We start from the raw sequence: 20642 nt of genomic DNA, 5'->3' as shown, positions 1-20642 counted from the left end.
CTCAGGCTCCCTTCATCACGTTTGCCGCGTCCTGGACGGCGCGCACGATCTTGTCATAGCCGGTGCAGCGGCAGAGATTGCCGGCGAGCCCGAAGCGGATTTCCTCCTCGGTCGGGGAGGGGTTCTTCTCGAGCAGATCCTTCGCCGCAATCAAAAAACCTGGCGTGCAGATGCCGCATTGCAAGGCGGCGTGCTCGAGGAATTTCTGCTGCAGCGGATGCAGCTGGTCGCCATGCGCCATGCCTTCGATGGTCTCGATCTGGCGGCCTTCGGCCTCGGCGCCGAGCACCAGGCAGGAGCACACCAGCCGGTTGTCGACGATGACGCTGCAGGCGCCGCAGTCGCCGGTCCCGCAGCCTTCCTTGGCGCCGGTCAGTCCCAGCCGGTCGCGCAGCACGTCGAGCAGCGTCTCGTCCGGCTGGCAAAGATATTCGACGTGATCGCCGTTGATTGTCGTTGAAACCGCTACACCGGCCATCATTTGCCTCCTGCACGCTCATAGGCGGTGGTGGCGACACGCTTCGCCAGCACACCCGCAACTTTCCGTCTGAATTCGATGGTGCCGCGCTTGTCGTCGATCGGTCGGCAGGCGCCCGCGCAGATCTTGGCGAGCCGCTCCAGCGTCGCCTCATCCAGCTTCGAGCCGACGAGCACCTCGGCCGCCTCCTCGACCAGCAGCACCGTGGGCGCCGCGGCGCCCAGCGCCACGCGGGCCGACTTGATCGCGCCCGCCTCGCCGAGCGTCAGGTTCACGCCGGCGCTGACCACGGCGATGTCCATCTCGGTGCGCGGAATGAAGCGCTGATAGGCGTCGCCCGCATTTGGCGCGCGCTTGTCGAGCAGGATCGCCTCGATGATCTCGCCCTTGGCCAGCGAGGTACGGCCCGGTCCGGTCGGCACGGCTTCCACGGGGATCGTGCGCCTGCCGTTCGGCCCGGCAACAACAGCCTTGGCACCGGCAGCCACCAGCGCCGGCACGCTGTCGGCGGCGGGCGAGGCGTTGCAGAGATTGCCGACGATTGTGCAGCGTCCCTGCACCTGCTTCGAGCCGATCAGCTTGGCCGCCTCGACGACGCCCGGCCAGGCCTTCTTCAGCGCCGCGTTCTCGCCGAGCACCGCGCAGGGCACCGCGGCGCCGATGCTGAAGCCTTCTGCCGTTTCCTTGATTTCGCTAAGGCCCGCGATCGCCTTGATGTCGACGATCAGCTCGGGCTCGATGAAGCCGCCCTTCATCCTCACCAGAAGGTCGCTGCCTCCGGCAAGGATCGCGGCCGGGCCGGCCGCGCTGGCCAACAGGCCGGCGGCCTCTTCTATTGATTGCGGACGTATGTAGCGCATCGTCTCCCCTTGGTGGTCATGATCAGATCGACCGTTATAAAGACTCTCCTTATAATGACCATCCGCTTCCTGCATTGCACCACCTAAGTCAGGCGCATTGCCCTAATTCCTACCCCTAAATTTTCTAAGCCTAGCCGCTAGAACTACTCGTTTGCGCTCGGCCGGCCAAGCCTCCACCATGCCCTGACGAGCCGGACATCGCATCCGGCAACAGGGAGGCTTCGATGACCGCTCTTGCCCGCAGGCCCTGGGTTCCCACGCACTGCGAGGATTTTATCCAGGCGCTGGCGACGGCCACAAGCGGGCAGGGGAACGACGCCGTGCTCGCCGCGATAGAGGGCGGCATCGCGCTCAACCGGCGAATCCACGAGGCCGACTGCATCAATCTCAATCCGGCGACCAATGTGATGAACCCGAAGGCGGAGGCCGCGCTTGCCGCCCGGCTCGGCTCGCGTCCGTCGCTCGGCTATCCCGGCGACAAATACGAGATGGGGCTGGAGGGCGTCGAACGCATCGAGGTCATCGCCGCCGAGCTGGCGGCGCAAGTCTTCGGCGCGAAATACGCCGAAATCCGCGTCCCTTCCGGCGCCATCGCCAACCTCTATGCTTTCATGGTCGCGGCGCGGCCGGGTGACGCCATCATCGCGCCGCCGCCGGCCATCGGCGGCCATGTCACGCACCATATGGCGGGCTGCGCCGGCCTGTACGGGCTGGAGATTCATGCCGCGCCCGTCGATGCCGGCGGCTACACGGTCGATATCGAGAGGCTGCGCGCGCTTGCCCTTAAGATCAGGCCGAAGATGATCACCATCGGCAGCAGCCTCAATCTGCTGCCGCATCCCATCCAGGAAATCAGGGCGATCGCCGACGAGGTCGGTGCGCTGGTGCTGTTCGATGCCGCGCATCTCTGCGGCATGATCGCCGGACAGGCCTGGCAGCAGCCGCTGGAGGAGGGCGCCCATCTGATGACGATGAGCACCTATAAGAGCCTCGGCGGCCCGCCTTCGGGCCTGATCGTCACCAACGACGCCGAGATCGCCGAAAAGCTCGACCGCATAGCCTTTCCCGGCATGACCGCCAATTTCGATGCCGCCAAGGCCGCCGCCCTGGCCATCACCATGCTCGACTGGAAGGGACATGGCCGCGCCTATGCCGCCGCCATGGCCGGCACCGCGAAGGCGCTGGCAAGCGCGCTGGCTGAGCGCGGCCTGCCGGTGTTCTCGACCGCCAAGGGGCACACCGCCTCGCATCAGTTCGCCATCGAGGCGGCGGAGTTCGGCGGCGGCCAGGCGGCGGCGAAGCGGCTGAGGCGTGCAAACATCCTCACCTGCGGCATCGGCCTGCCGGTCACGGCGGTCGATGGCGACATGAACGGCCTGCGCTTCGGCACGCCCGAGATCGTGCGCTGGGGCATGACGGAGAAGGACATGCCCGAGCTTGCCGCCCTCATCGCCAGGGGACTGCGTGGCAACGATGCCGTGGAGGATGTCGCGGCGGATGTGAGTGCATTCCGGCGCCGGTTCACGAAGCTGCATTTCGTCAGCTGAGCGCCTGAACCCGCGGGCAGGGAGCCCGCTTCGTCAAAAGCAAGGGCCGCGGGCGAGAAGCCCGCCTTCTTCAACAAAGGGGAATGACCATCGCATGATTCTGCGATTGATGACTGCTGCCCTGATGGCCGCCGCCGCCGGCGTCGCCAGGGCGCATATCGTGCTCGGCGTCGCCGGCCCGATGTCGGGGCCGAACGCCGCCTATGGCGAGCAGTACCGCGTCGGCGTCGAGACGGCGATCCAGCGCATAAACGCCAATGGCGGCGTGCTCGGTCAGAAGCTCAGCGTCTCGGTCGGCGACGATGTCTCCGACCCCAAGCAGGGCGTGTCGGTCGCCAACAAGTTCGTCGCCGACGGCGTGCACTATGTCGTCGGCCACTACAATTCCGGTGTCACCATTCCGGCCTCGGAGATTTATGCAGAAAACGGCGTGCTTTTCGTCACGCCCACGGCCACCAACCCGATGGTGACTGAGCGAGGCCTATGGGACGCGTTCCGGGCCTGCGGCCGCGACGACCAGCAGGGCATCATCGCCGCGAAATTCGTGCTCGAGCGTTTTGCCGGCAAGAAGGTCGCGATCGTCGACGACAAGTCGACGGCCGGCAAGGGCCTCGCCGACGAGATGGCCAAGGCCTATAATTCCGGCGGCGGCAAGGAGGTGCTGCGCGAGGAGATCAACCCGAGCGAGAAGGACTACAGCGCGCTTGTCGCGAAGATCAAGAAGTCGGGCGCCGACCTCGTCTATTACGGCGGCCAGCACACAGAGGCCGGCCTGATCGTGCGCCAGATGCACGACCAGGGCGTCAAGACGGTCCTGATGGGCGGCGACGGCATATCCAACAGCGAGTTCGGCGCCATCGGCGGCGATGGCGCGGCCGGCACGCTGATGACGTCCTTCCCCGATCCGGCGAGCTTTCCCGAAGCCAAAGACGCGGTCGCCGACCTGAAGGCGAAGAACGTGCCCACTGAAGCCGTCACGCTCTATGCCTATGCCGCCACCCAGATCCTCGCCGAGGCGATCGCCAAGGCCAAGGTCGACGACCCGAAGGCGGCGTCCGACTATCTCCATTCGGGAGCGGCCATCCCGACCGTGCTTGGCACCATCTCCTATGACGACAAAGGGGATATCAAGCAGCCGGGCTTCGTCGTATTTGAGTGGCGGAAGGTCGACGGCAAGCTCGTTCCGGTGGCCCTCAAATAGACTTGAGGTCCTGGAGGCGAGCGCAGGCGGTCGCCGTTCTTTCGCTCGAAGCATTGCCGCGCCGTCATGGCAGGCGGCGCGGCATTGGGAAAGCTGCAGATGGCCGTCAATCCGCCGCGACCGCGCATGCCGCCGCTCAACGCCCTCAGGGCCTTCGAGGCGGCGGCATGCGCGGTCGCGGCGGATTGACGGCCATCTGCAGCTTTCTCAACGCCCTCAGGGCCTTCGAGGCGGCGGCACGCCATGAAAGCTTTGCCAAGGCGGCGGACGAACTCGGCGTGACCCCCGCCGCCGTCTCGCATCAGGTGAAGGCGCTGGAGGCTTGGCTAGGCTCTCCGCTATTCGTGCGTCACGCGCAAGGCCTGCACCTCACCGATGCTGGGCGTTCGGCGCTGCCCTCGTTTTCCACCGCCTTCGACGCCTTGGGGCTCGCCGTGCAGGAATTGCGCATCTCGGCGCCCCGGCCGCAGGTGAGCGTCGCGGCATTGCCTTCGATCGCGCAGCTCTGGCTGGCGCCGCGACTGCCGGCCTTGCGCGCGGCGCATCCGGCGCTGCGCCCCTCCATCCATGCGCTGGAAGAGCCGCCGGACTTCCGGCGCGAGCCTTTCGACCTCGCCATTTTCCTCACCAGATCGGGCGCCGGCCGATCCTTCAAGCTCTGCGACGATGTGATCTTTCCTGTCTGCGCGCCGGCGCTGGCCAGGCAATTGAAGACGCCGGCCGATCTTTCCTCGCAGCTCCTGCTCTGGGACACCACCTGGACGGAGGATTGGAGCCTTTGGTTCGAAGTCGCCGGCGTGAAAGGCCCGTCGATCGAAACAGGTTCCGAATTCTCGCTCTACAGCATGGCTGTGCAGGCCGCCGTCGACGGCGCCGGCGTTTTGATGGGGCATGAGGCGCTGGTGTCGCGCGCTCTCGCCGCCGGCTCGCTGGTGGCGCCATTTCCCGAGTTGCGCGTGCCGACCGGCCGCGCTCTCTCGATTCTCGCACCGGACCGTCCGCCCGCGCCCGCCGCCACCATGATCGACTGGCTGCTGGCAGAGGAGGGGGCAGCGCGCGGCTGAGGCCGCCGGAATTGCCCGTCGCGGTCCACGGGGTCAGGACGCCGGGCGAGGTCTACGCCGCTGCCATCCGCGCCCGCACCAGCGTCGCGGCGGCGTGGCCGGCGGCCGTGATGTAGTCGGGATTGTGGTGGATCAGCATGCTGGAAAAGGCGCCGTCCATCAGAAGCACGATCTCGCGCGCCAGCATCTTCGGCTCGCGCACGCCATGGTTTGAAAGCTCGCCCGCCAGCCATTTCTCGAAATTGCTCTTATGGCGCGAGCCGGCCTTGACCGCCGGATGGCCGGGCATCGCGGCGAGTTCGGCGGCCGTGCGCAGGAAGCCGCAGCCCTTCCATTTGACGTGCCGCGCCACGCGCGCCAGATGGGTGAAGATCGCCGCGACCTTCTTGTCCGCGCCGCCTTCCGCCGCCTCGAACCAGCCGGCCATCTGCTTGAGGTTCGGCTGGTCGCGGCTGTCGAGATAGGCCGTGATCAGCTCGTCCTTGCTCTTGAAGTGGTAGTAGAGCGTGCGCTTGGTCAGCCCCGCCTTTTCCGCCACGGCATCGACGCTGACGCGGCCGATGCCTTCGGCATAGAAGAGTTTTGCCGCCGCGTCGACGAGGCGTTTCCTGGTTGGATTGGGCTTCTCGATCATCCATGAAGTATACCGACTAGTGAATATACAAACAAGCCGGAAGCTGATCCCTTGCAGCCGTTCCACAGAGCAATTCCAGGAAACTGCGCAGCGGTTTCCGTTCGGAATTGCGGAGAAAACGAACGGCTAAGGAGAACACTATGACCGAGCCCGTGCTTTGCGAAATCCGCGACCGCGTCGCGGTGCTGACGCTCAACCGCCCCGAAAAGCTCAATGCCCTGAATTACGACCTTATCGACCGCCTGCTGGCGATCCTCGACAGGATAGAGACCGACGATGCCGTGCGTGCCATGATCCTCACCGGGGCAGGGGAGCGCGCCTTCTCGGCCGGCGGCGACATCCACGAATGCGCGTTGAGCGTGGCCGAAGGCACGGATGTCGCGCTGCGCGATTTCGTCATGCGCGGCCAGCGGCTGACGGCGCGGCTGGAAGCGTTCCGCAAGCCGGTCATCGCCGCCGTCAACGGCCTTGCCTTCGGCGGTGGCTGCGAGATCACCGAGGCGGTGCCGCTGGCGGTCGCCAGCGACCGCGCCCTGTTCGCCAAGCCCGAAATAAAGCTCGCCATGCCGCCGACCTTCGGCGGCACGCAGCGCCTGCCGAGGCTTGCCGGGCGCAAACGCGCGCTCGAACTGCTGCTTACCGGCGAGCCTTTCTCGCCCGCGCGGGCGCTGGAGCTCGGGCTGGTCAACAAAGTCGTGCCGCATGAGGAGCTGATGCCCGCCGCGCTCGATCTTGCGAACCGCATCATCCGCCATTCGCAGGCGGCGGTGGCTGGCATCCTCACCGCGGTGGCGCGCGGCATCAACCTTAGCATCGCCGAAGGCCTGCTGGTCGAGGCCGAGCAGTTCGCCCGCATGGCCCCGACCGCCGACCTCGGCGAAGGGCTCAGCGCCTGGATCGAGCGGCGCCAGCCCATCTATGACGGCTCATGGACGCACGTCACCCGGCTCAGCGAGGCACGGCGCGCCTCGTTTCGGCGCGACCCCGCGGCGGATTAGGGCGCCACGTTGAGGTGCCCCTTCATGTTGGGGTGGAAGCGGCAGAAATAGTCGACCGCTCCCACTCGCTTGAGGGTGATCCTGCCTTTCGATTTCGGCGGGATCATCACCTCCCAGCCGCCCTTCACTGTCGCGGTGTGGGCGATGACGTCCTTGTTCACCCACTCGATCGTGTCGCCGACCTTGGCCTCGACGCTCGCCGGCGAGTAGACCAGCCTGTCGATCGTCACCTCGATGGTGGCGGCGAGCGCCGGCGAAGGGACAAGCGCCAGCGCCAGCGAGCCGAGCAGCGATAACGCGCCCGCCCTCATTTCAACGTGCCGGCGACATGCTCGGCATGCTGCTCATGTCCCTGGAAGATTTTTAGCCCCGTCTCGAGCAGGCTCTTCAACTCGGCATTGCTGGCCGAAGGAATGAGCAGGGTTTCGAGCGCGCCGTTGACCTGCTTGTGATACGCGACCTCGTTCTCGATATAGGCCTTGTCGAAGGCAGTGCCCTCGAGCTTTGCCAGCTTGGCGCGCTCTTCCCTCGCCGCCTTGGTCAGCGCCTGGCTGGTGGCGTTGTCTTCCGGCTTCACCTTCAGCTTCTTCACCAGGTCGAGAGCCTGCTTGTTCACCGCCTCGTGGTCGCGCTCCATATCCTTGGCAAAGTCGACGACCTCCTTGGTTTTCGACTTCTGGATCGCCAGCTTCGCCGCCTCGATGTCGAGCACGCCGGCCGTATAGGCGATATGGGCGATCTGCGGGTCGGTCGGCTTCTCGGCGGCTCCAGCCAGCGGCGCTGCGCTGACGAGGAGGAAGGCTGCGAGGGCTGCGGTCGGTCGGATAAACATGGCATCTCCTTCGCCCGGCACATTGGCACCGGGCTTCATTCTCAGTTGACGGCCATTGGATGCGGGAGAGGGCGAAACGTTCCCGGGAAAAGTCGCGGGACACATACTCATCACTTCGTCATCTTAGGGTCTGCGCGCGTCGCTTTCCTCCTGCTACGCCCAGGATGACGAGGCGATGGCGGCGATGCCTATCCTCAACGCGGGCTTCGCAAAATCTGAACGCGCCTCAGGCCTCGAACCCCAGCCTCTTCATCACCGCCTGCGTGAGCCGTTCGCAGCGCCGGCCGGCGAAAGGAAAAGCGTCGAGCAGCACCGGGCCGATCTCGTCGTCCAGCGCCTTGCGCACCAAGGCACGCGCCCGGTGCAGCCTTGTCTTCACCGTTTCCGGCCTGATGCCGAGCAGGTCGGCAGTTTCCTCGATGCTCAATCCCTCGATGACGCGGGCGACGAAGACCGTGCGATAGACATCGGGAAGGCTGTCGGTCGCCCGCTCGACAAGCCCGAGGATCTGCCGCTGCGCCATTGTCCGCTCCGGATCGTCGCCAGGGTTCAGGTCATTTGAATTCAACGGAAACCGGATGATCTGCGCGTCAGGGTTTTCAGGCATTGCCACGATGCGTTTTCTCTTGCGCAGCCGGCCGAGCGCCTCGTTGATGACGATGCGCGACAGCCAAGTCGAGAGCGAGGCATCGCCGCGGAAGCTGTCGAGGCTGGCGAAGGCGCGCATATAGGCTTCCTGCACGATGTCCTCGGCCTCGGCGTCGTTGCGCACCACGCCGCGCGCGATGCGGTAGAGCCGCTGGTTGTGCGTCTTGATGATCAAGCGAAAGGCGCCCGGGTCCCGTGCCAGGGCCCGGTGCACCAACGCCATCTCGCCGGCCTCCGCCGCCGAAACCGCGGCGGCCTGACTTGCTGACTTCATCATCGCGCCCCGATCTCCCAACAGGCGTTGCATCCGGGCAATTGGACGCGCCTGCCGGCAAAAGGTTCCCGGATTTTCCCGATCCAGTCGCTCGCTATGCTACAGCTTTCAGCGGCGGCCTGTCTGCAGCCTGCGCGCGGGCGGCGGCAGCAAGCAGATCGGTCTGGGTGATGAGTCCGAGAATATGCCGTCCGGCGTCGACGATCACCACCGCATGGCTGCGCCCGTCGGTCAGCAGCGGCAGCAGGCTCATCGCCGGCGTCTCGGGCGAGGCCGTGCCGGCCTTCGACATCACGCCCTTCACGGTGTCGGTCGCTTGCGTCAGTTCGCGCAGGCCGACGGCGCCGACCAGCCTCGCCTCGGCGTCGACCACCGGCAGGGTGCGGATATTGTGGTCGAGAAGCTGCTTGCGCGCCTCGTCGGCGGTGGCGTTCTCCGACATCGAGATCACGTCGCGGGACATGATGTCCCGGCAGAGCAGCGTCCGATGCGCGCGCACCATCGCCTGCAGCTCGACCTGGCGCAGCAGCCTTTCGATGTCGTCACGGTCGATGTCGAAGGTCTCGTCGAGTGCCGCCAGGGCGGCATCGACATCCTCGGGCCGGAAGCCGACGCGCTCCGCCGGCGGCCGGTCGGCTGTGCCGTGGCTGTTGGCGGCAGGCTGAGGCACATGCGGATAGTTGCGCCGCGACAGCTTGTGGAACAGGAAACCGAGCGTCACCAATATGATCGAGTTCAGCGCCACCGGCACGAAGGGAAACAGGAAGCCGGCGCTGATCACGGCCGGCCCGCCAAGCACGCCGGTGAGGGCTGCCGCACCGCCCGGCGGATGCAGTGAGCGCGTAAACGACATGGCGGCGATCGCCAGCGCCACCGCCAGCCCGGAGGCGATCACCGGGTTGTGCACGAAATGCGCCACCGTCACGCCGACCAGCGCGGAGATCGTGTTGCCGCCGATGATCGACCAGGGCTGCGCCAACGGGCTCGACGGAACGGCAAAGAGCAGCACGGCGGACGCGCCCATCGGCGCCACCAGCATCGCCACATGCGGTCCGTTGCCCATGGCGAGCCCGCTGATCACGCCGGTCAGCGCGATGCCGATGGTCGCGCCGATGCAGGCAAGCAGCCGCTCGCGCAGCGTCGCGCCGGCAAGGATCGGAACGAAGAGGCGGAACGCCATGGCAGCCCCAGGTCGAATGGCTTGAACTGTCGAATGGTGGAATTTGCGCTGCCCGAAATGCCGCCGAAGCCACGGATTTGGAAGCCAAACCAATCCGTATATTCGCGGCTGGAGAGAATATTATTGCAGCGCGGATCGCCTGCGAGATGCCGCCAGCGGCCTCGGCTTTCTCAATCGCGCCAAGGCTTTACGGCCGTCCGCGGATTCAGTTTGGCAACGGCATTTAGCACCGTCGCTCAGGCCTCGGCCGCGGCGGCGAGGCCGCGCTGGATGTCGGCCTTGAGGTCCTCGACGTCTTCCAGCCCGATCTGCAGGCGGATCAGCGGCCCGGCATAGGAGCCCTTGGCGATGGTGCGGTCGCCGAGGAAAACCGGCACCGCAAGGCTCTCATAGCCGCCCCAGGAGTAGCCGAGGCCGAAGATGGTCAGCGCGTCGAGGAAGGCGTGCTGCGTCTTCTGTCCGCCGCCATTGAGAACGATCGAAAAGACGCCGCTCGAGCCGCAGAAATCGCGCTTCCAGAGCGCATGGTCGGGATGGCTCGGCAGCGCCGGATGCAGCACCTGCGCCACGCCCGGCTGCTCCTCCAGCCAGCGCGCGATTTCGAGCGCGCTCTTCTGGTGCTGCTCCAGCCTCACCCCCATGGTGCGCAGGCCGCGCAGCGTCTGGTAGATGTCGTCCGGGCCCGAACAGCAGCCCAGCGTGCAGAACCCGTCATAGAGCTGCTTCCAGCAAGCCTCATTGGCCGAGACCAGGCCGAGCAGGACGTCCGAATGGCCGGCTGGGTATTTGGTTGCCGCATGGATCGAGATGTCGACGCCGTGGTCGAGCGGCTTGAAGTAGAGCGGCGTCGCCCAGGTGTTGTCCATCATGACGAGCGCGTTTGCCGCATGCGCCGCCTTGGCGATCGCCGGAATGTCCTGCACCTCATAGGTGTTCGATCCCGGCGACTCGGTGAACACCACCTTGGTGTTGGGCTTGATCAGCGATGCAATTCCGGCGCCGATGCGCGGACCGTAATATTCGACTTCGATGCCGAGCCGCTTCAGCATCGTATCGGCGAAATTCCGCGTCGGGTGATAGACCGAATCGACGATCAAAACATGATCGCCGGCCGAGACGAAGGTGAGCAGGGGAATCGTCACCGCAGCCAGTCCCGACGGCACGGCGATCGTGCCGGCCGACCCTTCCAGCGCATCGACGGCGAGCGTGAGCGCATCCATCGTCGGCGTGCCGCGCGTCCCGTAGGTGTATTTCTGGCTGCGCGAGGCCATCGAAGCGGCGTCGGGGTAAAGCACCGTCGAGGCATGCACGACCGGCGGATTGACGAAGCCGAAATAGTCGCGCGGGTTGTTGCCGGAATGCGCAAGCCGCGTGTTGATGCCGATGTTGCTGCCGTCTGTCGCCATAGTTCGTCGCTCGTCGCCCATAGTTCGTCGCTCGTCGCAGTGTGTCAGGGGCTCAGCCATAGAGCGATGGAACTGGTCGCGCAACCGCTGCGAACCCGCCAAGCGATGGTGTTTGGCTGGGCCAAATGAGAGGTCGCCGGCTCATCTTTCGTGCTCTTTGCAGGCTTCCGGCGACGATGCGCCGGAGGCAGCCTGGCGCGCCTTTCTTCGCTACGAATCACGCCAGTCCTTCCATTGCCGCCAACAAGTAGTAAGAGGCGGGAGTTCAGGTAATGGCCAAAATTTCGATGGCGCCGGACTTGCCGGTCCCGGCTGCAGCTCTTGGCCAATTTGCGGGCGCTTTTGGCTGCAATTCTGTGATTTGCAGCAATCGGTTTTCAAACGTGTCGCAATTCGGTCATTTCCCTTGACCTCACAGGAATAATCGCCTTCGATGCGTTTCGTGAATGGGAGGCAGTGCATCGGCGAAACGATGCGGGTCCGGGAGCGGGCCTACGTGGGAGCTGCATTCACAAACGAAAAAAGATCAAGCGTCGCCTGCAATTAGGGGCGCCTGTAACAGAAAAGGGTCTGTGGGTCATGAAACACATTGCATTGGGCATGCTTGGCGCCGCCGCGCTCGGGCTCATGGCGTCCGCCGCTTCGGCCGGCACGCTCGACACCGTCAAGCAGAAGGGCTTCATCCAGTGCGGCGTCTCGACCGGCCTCGCCGGCTTCTCGGCGCCGGACGACAAGGGCGACTGGAAGGGCATCGATGCGGATTTCTGCCGCGCCGTCGCGGCCGCCGTCTTCGGTGACGGCTCCAAGGTCAAGTTCACGCCGCTCAGCGCCAAGGAGCGTTTCACCGCCCTGCAGTCGGGCGAGATCGATATCCTCTCGCGCAACACCACCTGGACGAGCAACCGCGACAGCGCGCTCGGCCTCGATTTTGTCGGCGTCACCTATTATGACGGCCAGGGCTTCATGATCAACGCCAAGAAGCTGCCGGGTGTGAACTCCGCACTGCAGCTTTCGGGCGCCGCGGTCTGCGTGCAGAGCGGCACCACCACGGAGCTCAACCTCGCCGACTACTTCAAGAAGAACAAGATGGAGTACAACCCCGTCGTGTTCGAGAAGCTGGAAGAGGTCAACGCCGCCTATGATTCCGGCCGCTGCGACGCCTACACCACCGACCAGTCCGGCCTTTACGGCATCCGCCTGACGCTCTCCTCGCCCGCCGACCACGTCGTGCTGCCCGAGATCATCTCCAAGGAACCGCTCGGTCCGGCCGTGCGCCAGGGCGACGATCAATGGGCCCATATCGCGCGGTGGACGTATTTTGCGCTGCTCAATGCCGAGGAAGCCGGCATCACGCAGGCCAATGTCGAGGAGATGAAGTCGTCGACCGATCCGAACATCCAGCGCCTCCTTGGCACTGAGCCCGATGGCAAGTACGGCGCCGATCTCGGCCTCTCCAACGACTGGGTTGTCAACATCATCAAGGCGGTCGGCAACTACGGCGAAATGTTCGAGCGCAATGTCGGCTCGGGCAGCCCGCTCAAGATCGCGCGCGGCATCAACGCTCTGTGGACGAAGGGCGGCCTGCAATATGGTCCGCCGGTTCGCTGATTGAAATGTGATCCGGGAGGCAGGTCGTCTGCCTCCCGGTTTCTCTTTTCAGGGGATCGTCTATGGCTTCGCAGGAAATTCTTCGGCAGGAGCCGGGTCGCGGCTCCTTCATCAATGACCCGAAAATACGCGCCCTGTTCTTTCAGACGCTGGTCGTAATTCTTCTGTTCGTTTCGATCTGGTGGATCGTCAACAACGTCATCGAGAACCTCCAGCGCCTTCATATCGCTTCAGGCTTCCAGTTCCTCAGGAACAGGGCCGGTTTCGATATCTCCGACACGCCGATTGCCTATACGTCGGACGCAACCTATGGCCGTGCGCTCATCGTCGGCTTGCTCAACACAATCATCGTTGCCGCCGCCGGCATTGTCCTGGCCACCATAGTCGGCTTCATCATTGGCATCGGCCGGCTATCGCAAAATTGGCTGATCCGTAAGATCTGCACGGTCTATGTCGAGATCTTCCGCAATATCCCGCCGCTGCTGGTCATCTTCTTCTGGTATTCTGGCGTGCTCGCGGTGCTGCCGCCGCCGCGCGAGAGCTATCACCTGCCGTTCGGCTCCTTCCTCAACCAGCGCGGCTTCTATTTTCCGCGCGGTGTCTGGGGCGACGGCTCCTGGCTGGTTCTGGTCGCTTTCGTCGTGGCGCTCGCCATGGCATGGTTTGTCGCGCACCGGGCGCGCCAGCGGCAGATGGCCACCGGCCAGCAATTTCCTGTGTTCTGGACCTCGGTCGCCCTGATCGTCGGCCTGCCCGTGCTCGCCTTCCTGCTCGCCGGCATGCCGCTTACCTTTGACTTCCCGAAGCAGTCGACCTTCAATTTGACAGGCGGATTTCAGATCAAGCCTGAGTTCCTGTCGCTCCTGCTGGCGCTTTCCTTCTACACGGCCGCCTTCATCGCCGAGATCGTGCGCGCCGGCATCAAGGGCGTGAGCAAAGGCCAGAGCGAAGCGGCGGCTGCACTCGGCCTACGCTCCGGGCCGATCCTGCGCCTGGTGGTGATCCCGCAGGCGATGCGCATCGTCATCCCGCCGCTCACCAGCCAGTATCTGAACCTCACCAAGAACTCTTCGCTGGCGATCGCCATCGGCTACCCCGATCTCACCGCCACCGCCGGCACGGTACTCAACCAGACCGGCCAAGCGGTCGAGGGCGTGTTTCTCATGATGATCGCCTATCTGGTGCTGAGCCTCGTCACCTCTGCGGTGATGAACGTGGTGAACGCCAGAATGGCGCTGGTGGAGAGGTAGAGCCATGCAGGAACACGACATGTCCTGGGTGCGCACCGAGATGACGCTGGCGCAGCCGGCGCCTCCTGGCGAGCGCGGCGCCTATGCCTGGGTGCGCAAGAACCTGACCGCCTCGGTTGGCGACACTATCCTGACCATCCTCGGCATCGCCATAGTCGCCTGGATCCTGCCGCAGGTCATCAACTGGGCCTTCATAAACGCAGTGTGGACCGGGCCGGACCGCACGGTCTGCGCCACCGTCTCGCAAGGCGGCATCCAGCCCGACGGCTGGACCGGCGCCTGCTGGGCTTTTGTCAACGCGAAGTTCGGCCAGTTCATGTTCGGCACCTATCACATCGAGGAACGCTGGCGGCCTATCCTGGTCGCCATCCTGTTCGTGGTGTTGCTGGTGCCTATGCTGATCCCGCGCGTGCCGCGCAAGGGGCTGAACGCCATCCTGCTCTTCCTCGTGCTGCCGGTCGTCGCCCACTTCCTTTTGGTCGGCGGTGTGTTCGGCCTGCCGCATGTCGAGACCTCGCGCTGGGGTGGGCTGCTGGTGACGCTCAGTCTCTCCTTCGTTGGTATGGCCGTGTCGCTGCCCCTGGGCATCGCTCTGGCGCTCGGCCGTCGCTCCCAGATGCCGATCGTCAAATGGCTTTGCGTCGTCTTCATCGAGACGGTGCGCGGCATTCCGCTGATCACCGTGCTGTTCTTCGCCAGCGTCATGCTGCCGCTTTTCCTTCCCGAGGGCGTTACCTTCGACAAGTACCTCAGGGCGCTGATCGGCGTGTCGCTGTTTGCCGCCGCCTATATGGCGGAAGTGGTGCGCGGCGGCCTCCAGGCGATCCCGAAGGGCCAGTATGAGGGCGCCGATTCGCTCGGCCTCGGCTATTGGCAGAAGATGGGCTTGATCGTGCTGCCGCAGGCGCTGAAGCTGGTCATTCCCGGCATCGTCAACACCTTCATCGGCATGTTCAAGGACACCAGCCTGGTGCTCATCATCTCGATGTTCGACCTGCTCGGCGTGGTGAAGCAGAATTTCTCCGATCCCAACTGGGCGACGCCGCAGACCCCGAAGTCCGGCTTGATCTTCGCCGCCTTCGTGTTCTGGCTGTTCTGCTTCGGCATGTCGCGCTATTCAATGTATACCGAGCGCCGGCTGGACACCGGCTACAAACGATAAAAAGGGGAATTGGCCATGGCCACCGAAAACGCCGTCAGCGCGGAAGACCTCAAGGTCGATGCCAAGAAGATGCACATCTCGACGACAGATGTCGCCATCGACATCGTCGGCATGCACAAATGGTATGGCGAGTTCCATGTGCTGAAGGACATCAACCTCAAGGTGATGCGCGGCGAGCGCATCGTCATCTGCGGTCCGTCCGGCTCCGGCAAGTCGACCATGATCCGCTGCATCAACCGCTTGGAAGAGCACCAGAAGGGCAAGATCATCGTCGACGGCAAGGAACTCACCAACGATCTGAAGAAGATCGACGAGGTGCGCCGCGAGGTCGGCATGGTGTTCCAGCACTTCAACCTGTTCCCGCATCTGACAATCCTGGAGAACTGCACGCTGGCGCCGATCTGGGTGCGCAAGACGCCAAAGAAGCAGGCCGAGGAAATCGCCATGCATTTCCTGAAGCGCGTCAAGATCCCGGAGCAGGCCAACAAATATCCTGGACAGCTCTCCGGCGGCCAGCAGCAGCGCGTGGCGATCGCCCGCTCGCTCTGCATGAACCCGCGCATCATGCTGTTCGACGAGCCGACCTCGGCGCTCGACCCGGAAATGATCAAGGAAGTGCTGGAGACGATGGTTGGCCTTGCCGAGGAAGGCATGACCATGCTTTGCGTCACCCACGAGATGGGCTTTGCCCGCAAGGTCGCCAACCGTGTGATCTTCATGGACCAGGGCCAGATCGTCGAGCAGAACACGCCGGCCGAGTTCTTCGATAATCCGCGCCATGAGCGCACGAAACTGTTCCTGTCGCAGATCCTGCACTGAGCTTCTGACGCCAATTCGAGAAGCCCGGCCGCCAACGGCCGGGCTTTTGAGCGACCGGTTGGTGAAGCGCGCTGCCGGTCTCGCCTTCCATAGTTGTCGAGGCGCGGTAGCATTGGCGGTCGTGCAGGACACCGCTGCAGCGAACGCCTCACCGCCTGTTCCGCTCCTCCCAGCCATAGAGCCAGTCCAAATCTCCCGCGAGCTTCTCCGCCGGGCGCGTCGCCAGCACCAGGTTGCGCGCGATTGCAACCGGGCCCCAGGCGTGCCAGGCCATGCGGTTGAGCGCGCCGCGTCTGAGCACCTTCTCGATGCGCGGGCGCCTGAGATTTTCCCATGTGGTGAGGCTCTGCCGCGGATCGCCGTCGAATTCGGCGACCAGATCGGCGAGCATCGCGGCATCCTCGATCGCCATCGCCGCGCCCTGCGCCGCGAACGGGGTCATGGCGTGCGCCGCGTCTCCGATCAGGGCTACGCCCTTCGGCATCGTCCAGCGACGTTGCTCGACGGTGTGGATCGGAAACGCCGTCCATGGCCCGGCAAGTCCGGCAAGCCTTGCCAGCGCGGGCGACGTACCGCGCATGGCGCTGGCGAGGATGGCGGGGTCCGCATGGCCGGACCAGCCTTCGGCGATGCGATCGCCTCTGGTGAAAGCGGCCAGGTTGAAGGCGCTGCCCTTGCTCACCGGATACGCGACCATATGGAAGCCGGGATGGAGGAAGGCGGTGATGCAGTCGCCGGCGGCGATTGCTGCAAAAGCCTGGCCGGCGGCGCTTGTCGATGCGACCGTTGCGCGCCAGGCCAGCTCGCCCGAGAAGCGGTTCTTCCCGAAAGCCGGCTCTCGACCCGCAAGCAGCCTGCGAACCGACGACCAGACGCCGTCGGCGCCGATCAGCAGGCCGCCGGCGGCCTCGATGTTGCCGCTATCCGTTTCGGCGGTGACGGTGATGTTTTGCGGCTGAACGGCAACGTCCGTCACCCGCGCGCCGGTGAGGAGTTGGATCTCGGGATGCTCCGCCATCCGCGCCGTCAGCGCCGTCTGCAGGTCGGCGCGGTGTGCCACCAGATAGGGCGCGCCCCAGCGCTCTTCGCCGGCCTGGCCGAGCGGCACGCGCGCCAGTTCGCGCAAGGTGGCAGCGTCCTTCAGCACCACCGCTTCCGGGCGGATCGCGTTCAACCGCAACCGGTCGAGCGCGCCGAGCCGGCTGAGCATACAGGTGGCGTTGGGGGAAAGCTGGATGCCGGCGCCCACCGCTTCGAGCTGGCTGGCCTGTTCCAGCACCGTGACGGCTTGGCCGTGTTCGGCAAAGGCAAGAGCTGCCGTCAGTCCGGCGATTCCGGCCCCGGCGATGACGACCTGCCGGGACCGCGCCTCCTCCATGGTCTAGCGGTCACCCAGATCCGCGATCAGGCGGCCTGGTCGATATAGAGGCAGCCGGCAGGCTCGGTTTCCGTCGCCTTCAGCTTCGGCGAATAGCGGTAGAGCGTCGAGCAGTAAGGGCAGACCTTTTCATTGTCGTCACCCATGTCGAGGAATACATGCGGATGGTCGAAAGGCGGATTGGCGCCGGTGCACATGAATTCCTTGACGCCGATATCGATCGCCGGATGGCCCGCGTCGTTCTGGAAATGGGGAATGGTACCGCCTGCCATCGTCGTCTCCTTCAGTTCGGCCCGTTTGCATCTGGATCATAACCGGCCGGTTTGCAAGATCGATGAAATGAAACTGTCGCAAAAGCCTGGCAGAGGATAAGTTGAGCCGGTTAAGCGCATGAGGCCGGAAACGAAGCGATTCCGTGACATCATGCGTCATAAAAGCGTGTTAGAGCGTGCATAGCGCGTCCGGCGGCGTATGGCGCTCAAAGAATGACGTTGTGGCCAAGAGCAGGAACAATGAACGAACTGAAGCCGGTGCAGAGCGAGTTCATCACCGTCGAGGCGGCGAGCCCGGACGGCGGCAATCCAGACCGTTTCGTCAACCGCGAGTTTTCCTGGCTGCAGTTCAACCGCCGGGTGCTCGAGGAATCGCTGAACGAGCATCACCCGCTGCTCGAGCGCGTCCGCTTCCTGTCGATCTCGGCCGCAAACCTCGACGAGTTCTTCATGGTGCGCGTCGCCGGCCTCGCCGGTCAGGTGCGCGAGGGCATCGCGTTGAAGAGTCCGGACGGCCGCACGCCTGAGCAGCAGTTGGAGCAATTGCTGCGCGAGGTCGAGCGCCTGCAGGAAGACCAGCAGAAGAGCCTGTCGGTCCTGATGGAGCTGCTCAACAAAGAAGGCATCGAAAGCATCCCCCGCGACGGCCTGACCAAGGACGAGAAGGCCTGGCTGGAGGAGCATTTCCAGGGTCAGGTTTTCCCGGTGCTGACGCCGCTGTCGATCGACCCGGCGCACCCGTTTCCGTTCATCCCCAATCTCGGTTTCTCAATGGCGCTGCAGCTGCGCCACCGCAAGAACGGCGAGGAGATGAGCGCGCTCTTGCGCTTGCCGGTGGCGCTGCGGCGGTTCATCCGTCTGCCCGACCGCAAGCATCATGTCCGCTTCATCCCGCTGGAAGAAGCGGTCGGCCTCTATATCGGCAAGCTCTTCCCTGGATATGAGGTCAAGGGCTCGGGCACGTTCCGCATCATCCGCGACAGCGATATCGAGGTGGAGGAGGAATCGGAAGACCTCGTTCGCCTGTTCGAGACGGCGCTGAAGCGCCGCCGCCGCGGCTCCGTCATCCGCATCGAATTCGACACGCTGATGCCGGCCGAGTTGCGCGACTTCGTCGCCGGCGAGCTCGGAGTATCGTCGAGCCGCATCAGCGTGCTCACCGGGCCGCTGGCGCTCAACCAGATCTCCGAGATCGTCGCCATCCCGCGCGACGACCTCAAATTCACGCCCTATAACCCGCGCTTTCCCGAGCGCATCCGCGAGCATGGTGGCGACTGCCTGGCCGCCATCCGCGAGAAGGACATCATCGTCCACCACCCCTACGAATCCTTCGACGTCGTGGTGCAGTTCCTGCGCCAGGCGGCGGCCGATCCGGAAGTCGTCGCCATCAAGCAGACGCTCTACCGCACCTCGAACGACAGCCCGATCGTGCGGGCGTTGATCGACGCGGCGGAGGCCGGCAAGTCGGTGACGGCGCTCGTCGAGCTCAAGGCGCGCTTCGATGAAGAGGCCAATATCCGCTGGGCGCGCGACCTCGAGCGCGCCGGCGTCCAGGTCGTGTTCGGCTTCCTGGAGTTGAAGACCCACGCCAAGATGTCGCTGGTGGTCCGCCGCGAGGACGGCCGGCTGCGCAATTACGTACATCTCGGCACCGGCAACTACCATCCGGTCACCGCCCGCATCTACACCGACCTGTCCTTCTTCACCACCGACCCGACGATCGCGCGCGATGTCGCGCAGATCTTCAACTTCATCACCGGCTACGCCGAGCCTGCCGAGGAGATGCGTCTTGCGGTGTCGCCGTTCACGCTGCGCGACCGCATCCTGAGGCACATCGCCGAGGAGATCGCCCATGCGCTCGAGGGCAGGCCGGCCCGTATCTGGATGAAGATGAACGCGCTCGTCGATCCGACCGTCATCGACGCTCTCTATGACGCCAGCCGCGCCGGCGTCGAGATAGATCTCGTCGTGCGCGGCATCTGCTGCCTGAGGCCGCAGGTGCCGGGTCTTTCCGAGAACATCCGGGTGAAGTCGATTGTCGGCCGCTTCCTTGAGCACAGCCGCATCTACTGCTTCGGCAACGGCCACGGTCTGCCGTCCGACGAAGCGGTCGTCTACATCTCCTCGGCCGATATCATGCCGCGCAATCTCGACCGCCGCGTCGAGACCCTGGTGCCGATCACCAATCCGACTGTGCATGAACAGGTGCTTGGCCAGATCATGCTCGGCAACATCATGGACAATCAGCAAAGTTTCGACGTATTGGCTGATGGCACCTCCCGGCGCGCCGCGCTCGAGGAGGGCGAGGAGCCGTTCAACGCGCAGGAATATTTCATGACCAATCCGAGTCTTTCCGGACGGGGTGACGCGCTGAAATCGCATGCGCCAAGGCGCATTGCCCAGTTCAAGCGCCGCAAGAAGAACGCCGCCGCGTGATTTCAGTCTCACAGGGCCGGCTCCAGGACCGGCGGCCGCTGTCGATCATCGACATCGGATCGAACTCGATCCGCCTCGTCGTCTATGAAGGGCTGGCGCGCTCGCCGACGATGCTGTTCAACGAAAAGATGCTGGCCGGCCTCGGCCGCGGCATCGTTTCGACGGGCAAGCTCGATCCCGAGGCGGTGACGCGCTCGATGGAGGAGTTCCGCCGTTTTCGCGCGCTTTCGGATCAGGCCGGCGCCGAGCACATCTATGTGCTGGCGACCGCGGCCGCGCGCGAGGCGGTCAACGGCCCGGACTTCATCCACCGCGCCGAGGATGTGCTGAAGACCGAGATCCGCGTGCTTTCCGGCCGCCAGGAAGCGCATTATTCGGCGCTTGGCATCATTTCCGGCTTCTATCCGGCCAACGGCATCGCCGGCGACCTTGGCGGCGGCAGCCTGGAGCTCGTCGACATCAATGGCGAGGCGATCGGCGACGGTATCACGCTGCCGCTCGGCGGCCTGCGCCTGCAGGACATGGCGAAGAACTCTCTCGTCCAGGCGCAGAAGATCGCGCGCCAGGAACTGGCGCGGGCGAAGCTTTTGAAGGG

At 64.7% G+C, this 20642-nt stretch carries 19 protein-coding genes and 1 pseudogene; 10 read left to right on the top strand and 10 right to left on the bottom strand.

The features are described from left to right. Position 1: 1 nt before the first annotated feature. Complete coding sequence (locus EOA79_RS12350; RefSeq protein WP_066997187.1) at positions 2-478, bottom strand: (2Fe-2S)-binding protein; 477 nt, start codon at positions 476-478, stop codon at positions 2-4. After that, the gene (locus EOA79_RS12345; RefSeq protein ID WP_095824450.1) at positions 478-1338 is read right to left on the bottom strand and encodes a xanthine dehydrogenase family protein subunit M; all 861 of its coding nucleotides are present in this window, start codon (positions 1336-1338) and stop codon (positions 478-480) included. Before EOA79_RS12345 ends, EOA79_RS12350 begins: the two co-directional genes overlap by 1 nt. A gap of 224 nt (positions 1339-1562) precedes the next feature. Here EOA79_RS12345 and EOA79_RS12340 point away from each other — a divergent pair, with 224 nt between their 5' ends. From EOA79_RS12340 to EOA79_RS12330, 3 genes are all read left to right on the top strand, one after another. Continuing rightward, positions 1563-2885: an aminotransferase class I/II-fold pyridoxal phosphate-dependent enzyme gene (locus EOA79_RS12340; protein WP_095824449.1), complete on the top strand. Its 1323-nt coding sequence runs from the start codon at positions 1563-1565 to the stop codon at positions 2883-2885. A 109-nt stretch (positions 2886-2994) separates the two neighbouring features. Further along, complete coding sequence (locus tag EOA79_RS12335; RefSeq protein ID WP_245489871.1) at positions 2995-4086, top strand: branched-chain amino acid ABC transporter substrate-binding protein; 1092 nt, start codon at positions 2995-2997, stop codon at positions 4084-4086. Between the two features lie 167 nt (positions 4087-4253). Beyond that, positions 4254-5150 (top strand): LysR family transcriptional regulator, encoded by an 897-nt coding sequence (locus EOA79_RS12330; RefSeq protein ID WP_128293026.1) that lies wholly within the window; start codon positions 4254-4256, stop codon positions 5148-5150. A 52-nt stretch (positions 5151-5202) separates the two neighbouring features. Here EOA79_RS12330 and EOA79_RS12325 read toward each other — a convergent pair whose 3' ends face one another. Continuing rightward, positions 5203-5784 carry a TetR/AcrR family transcriptional regulator gene (locus EOA79_RS12325; protein WP_095824447.1) on the bottom strand — a complete coding sequence of 194 codons (582 nt, stop codon included), beginning with the start codon at positions 5782-5784 and terminating at the stop codon, positions 5203-5205. Between the two features lie 140 nt (positions 5785-5924). On the opposite strand from EOA79_RS12325, the gene EOA79_RS12320 reads away from it, so the two are divergent. After that, positions 5925-6782, top strand: coding sequence for a crotonase/enoyl-CoA hydratase family protein (locus EOA79_RS12320; RefSeq protein WP_127335423.1), 858 nt, complete (start codon positions 5925-5927; stop codon positions 6780-6782). Here the strand turns inward: EOA79_RS12320 and EOA79_RS12315 are convergent. The 5 genes from EOA79_RS12315 to EOA79_RS12295 form a co-directional block, all read right to left on the bottom strand. Beyond that, entirely contained in the window at positions 6779-7093 is a 315-nt protein-coding gene (locus EOA79_RS12315; protein ID WP_095824445.1) for a cupredoxin family copper-binding protein, read from the bottom strand. The two genes, EOA79_RS12320 and EOA79_RS12315, sit on opposite strands and share 4 nt — an antisense overlap. Then, entirely contained in the window at positions 7090-7614 is a 525-nt protein-coding gene (locus EOA79_RS12310; protein ID WP_095824662.1) for a DUF4142 domain-containing protein, read from the bottom strand. Before EOA79_RS12310 ends, EOA79_RS12315 begins: the two co-directional genes overlap by 4 nt. 226 nt (positions 7615-7840) lie before the next feature. Further along, the gene (locus EOA79_RS12305) at positions 7841-8536 is read right to left on the bottom strand and encodes an RNA polymerase sigma factor (RefSeq protein ID WP_095824661.1); all 696 of its coding nucleotides are present in this window, start codon (positions 8534-8536) and stop codon (positions 7841-7843) included. Between the two features lie 94 nt (positions 8537-8630). Then, on the bottom strand, positions 8631-9716 hold the full coding sequence (locus EOA79_RS12300; protein ID WP_067324804.1) for an HPP family protein: 1086 nt from the start codon (positions 9714-9716) through the stop codon (positions 8631-8633). Positions 9717-9952: 236 nt separating this feature from the next. After that, positions 9953-11122: a cystathionine beta-lyase gene (locus tag EOA79_RS12295; RefSeq protein ID WP_095824444.1), complete on the bottom strand. Its 1170-nt coding sequence runs from the start codon at positions 11120-11122 to the stop codon at positions 9953-9955. A gap of 579 nt (positions 11123-11701) precedes the next feature. On the opposite strand from EOA79_RS12295, the gene EOA79_RS12290 reads away from it, so the two are divergent. From EOA79_RS12290 to EOA79_RS12275, 4 genes are all read left to right on the top strand, one after another. After that, positions 11702-12730: an amino acid ABC transporter substrate-binding protein gene (locus EOA79_RS12290; RefSeq protein WP_066997146.1), complete on the top strand. Its 1029-nt coding sequence runs from the start codon at positions 11702-11704 to the stop codon at positions 12728-12730. 62 nt (positions 12731-12792) lie between these two features. Then, positions 12793-13980 carry an amino acid ABC transporter permease gene (locus EOA79_RS12285; RefSeq protein WP_095778333.1) on the top strand — a complete coding sequence of 396 codons (1188 nt, stop codon included), beginning with the start codon at positions 12793-12795 and terminating at the stop codon, positions 13978-13980. A gap of 4 nt (positions 13981-13984) precedes the next feature. After that, positions 13985-15142: an amino acid ABC transporter permease gene (locus EOA79_RS12280; RefSeq protein WP_066997152.1), complete on the top strand. Its 1158-nt coding sequence runs from the start codon at positions 13985-13987 to the stop codon at positions 15140-15142. A gap of 15 nt (positions 15143-15157) precedes the next feature. Beyond that, positions 15158-15961, top strand: a complete 804-nt coding sequence (locus EOA79_RS12275; RefSeq protein WP_066997155.1) for an amino acid ABC transporter ATP-binding protein — start codon at positions 15158-15160, stop codon at positions 15959-15961. 148 nt (positions 15962-16109) lie between these two features. Here EOA79_RS12275 and EOA79_RS12270 read toward each other — a convergent pair whose 3' ends face one another. Both EOA79_RS12270 and EOA79_RS12265 read right to left on the bottom strand, forming a co-directional pair. Further along, a complete protein-coding gene (locus EOA79_RS12270; protein ID WP_095824443.1) occupies positions 16110-17339 on the bottom strand; it encodes an FAD-dependent monooxygenase in 1230 nt (409 codons plus the stop codon). Between the two features lie 26 nt (positions 17340-17365). Then, entirely contained in the window at positions 17366-17611 is a 246-nt protein-coding gene (locus EOA79_RS12265) for a zinc-finger domain-containing protein (RefSeq protein ID WP_066997164.1), read from the bottom strand. A gap of 240 nt (positions 17612-17851) precedes the next feature. Between EOA79_RS12265 and EOA79_RS12260 the strand changes: the two genes are divergently transcribed. Further along, positions 17852-20047, top strand: a complete 2196-nt coding sequence (locus EOA79_RS12260; RefSeq protein WP_095824442.1) for an RNA degradosome polyphosphate kinase — start codon at positions 17852-17854, stop codon at positions 20045-20047. Further along, a pseudogene (locus EOA79_RS12255) lies at positions 20044-20642 on the top strand (exopolyphosphatase); the annotation flags it as partial. The gene EOA79_RS12260 and the pseudogene EOA79_RS12255, both read left to right, overlap by 4 nt.

The organism is Mesorhizobium sp. M1A.F.Ca.IN.020.03.2.1, assembly GCF_004023205.1.
Lineage (GTDB): Bacteria > Pseudomonadota > Alphaproteobacteria > Rhizobiales > Rhizobiaceae > Mesorhizobium.
This window is presented reverse-complemented; position numbering and strand designations above follow the sequence as displayed.